The sequence below is a fragment of the Allobosea vaviloviae genome, assembly GCF_001298265.1.
Classification (GTDB): Bacteria; Pseudomonadota; Alphaproteobacteria; order Rhizobiales; family Beijerinckiaceae; genus Allobosea; species Allobosea vaviloviae_B.
On the sequence record NZ_LGSZ01000014.1, the window covers coordinates 1 to 1,676 of the forward strand.

The 1,676-nt window shown below is 66.9% G+C and carries 2 protein-coding genes; both read left to right on the plus strand.

Annotated elements, in window-relative coordinates:
* Positions 1-13 precede the first annotated feature (13 nt).
* A complete protein-coding gene (locus tag AE618_RS02220) occupies positions 14-763 on the plus strand; it encodes an electron transfer flavoprotein subunit beta/FixA family protein (RefSeq protein WP_054207436.1) in 750 nt (249 codons plus the stop codon).
* On the plus strand, positions 763-1,676 hold a 914-nt coding region (locus AE618_RS02225), incomplete at its 3' end, for an electron transfer flavoprotein subunit alpha/FixB family protein (protein ID WP_054207437.1). The genes AE618_RS02220 and AE618_RS02225, both read left to right, overlap by 1 nt.

Sequence of the window (1,676 nt, forward strand, 5' to 3'; positions counted from 1 at the left end):
GAGGCTGCCACCCATGAAGATTCTGGTGCCCGTGAAGCGGGTTGTCGACTACAACGTGAAGATCCGGGTGAAGGCGGACGGTTCCGGCGTCGAGCTCGCCAACGTCAAGATGTCGATGAACCCCTTCGACGAGATCGCCGTCGAGGAGGCGCTGCGCCTTCGGGAAGCCGGCAAGGCGACCGAGGTGATCGTGGTCTCGATCGGCCCGGCCCAGGCCGCCGAGACGATCCGCACAGGCCTGGCCATGGGCGCCGACCGCGGCATCCTGGTCAAGGTCGATGGCGTCGTCGAGCCGCTCGCCGTCGCCAAGCTCCTGAAGAAGATCGTCGAGCAGGAAAGCCCGGAACTCGTCATCCTCGGCAAGCAGGCCATCGACGACGACTGCAACCAGACCGGCCAGATGCTCGCAGCCCTCCTGGGCTGGCCGCAGGGCACCTTCGCCTCGAAGGTCGCGGTTGGCGACGGCTCGGTCGACGTCACCCGCGAGGTCGATGGCGGCCTGCAGACGGTCACGCTCAAGCTGCCCGCGATCGTCACCACCGATCTCCGGCTGAACGAGCCACGCTACGCTTCGCTGCCCAACATCATGAAGGCCAAGAAAAAGCCGCTCGACGAGACCTCGGCCGAGACACTGGGCGTCGATGTCGCGCCCCGTCTCAAGGTGCTCAAGACCGTCGAACCCGCCGGCCGCTCGGCCGGCGTCAAGGTCGGCTCGGTCGCCGAACTCGTCTCGAAGCTCAAGAACGAAGCGGGAGTGCTGTGATGGCCACGCTGCTGATTGCAGAACACGACAACGCCGCGATCAAGGACGCCACCAACAAGGCGCTGACCGCGGCCAAGGCGCTGGGCGCGCCCGTCCACATCCTGGTTGCCGGCGAAGGCGCCAAGGCCGCGGCCGATGCGGCCGCCAAGCTCGACGGCGTCGAGAAGGTGCTGCTGGCCGATGCCGCTTCCTATGGCCACAACCTCGCCGAGCCGCTGGCGGCGCTGATCGTCAAGCTCGCCGAGGGTTATGATGCCATCGTCGCGCCCTCGACCACGACCGGCAAGAACGTGCTCCCGCGCGTCGCAGCCCTGCTCGACGTGATGCAGGTCTCGGACGTGATCAAGGTGATCTCGCCCGACACCTTCGAGCGCCCGGTCTATGCCGGCAACGCCATCCAGACCGTCCAGACGGCTGAGGCCAAGAAGCTCCTGACCATCCGCACCGCCTCCTTCCAGGCGACCGGCGAAGGCGGCTCGGCCACGGTCGAGACCGTCTCCGGCAGCGAAGATCCCGGCCTGTCAAGCTTCAAGGGCGAGGAAGTCGCCAAATCCGACCGTCCGGAGCTGGCCTCGGCCAAGATCATCATCTCGGGCGGCCGCGCTCTGGCGTCCTCGGAGAACTTCACCAAGGTCATCGAGCCCGTCGCAGACCGGCTGGGCGCGGCCATGGGCGCCTCGCGCGCGGCGGTCGATGCCGGCTACGCTCCCAATGACTGGCAGGTCGGCCAGACCGGCAAGGTTGTGGCGCCGGACCTCTACATCGCCGTGGGCATCTCGGGCGCGATCCAGCATCTCGCCGGCATGAAGGATTCGAAGGTCATCGTTGCGATCAACAAGGACGAGGAGGCGCCGATCTTCCAGGTCGCCGATTACGGCCTCGTCGGCGACCTCTTCACCATCCTGCCCGAGCT

Excerpts from the sequence above, each read along its gene's own strand:
- AE618_RS02220 (WP_054207436.1), top strand. The coding sequence starts at position 14 with ATGAAGATTCTGGTGCCCGTGAAGCGGGTTGTCGACTACAACGTGAAG.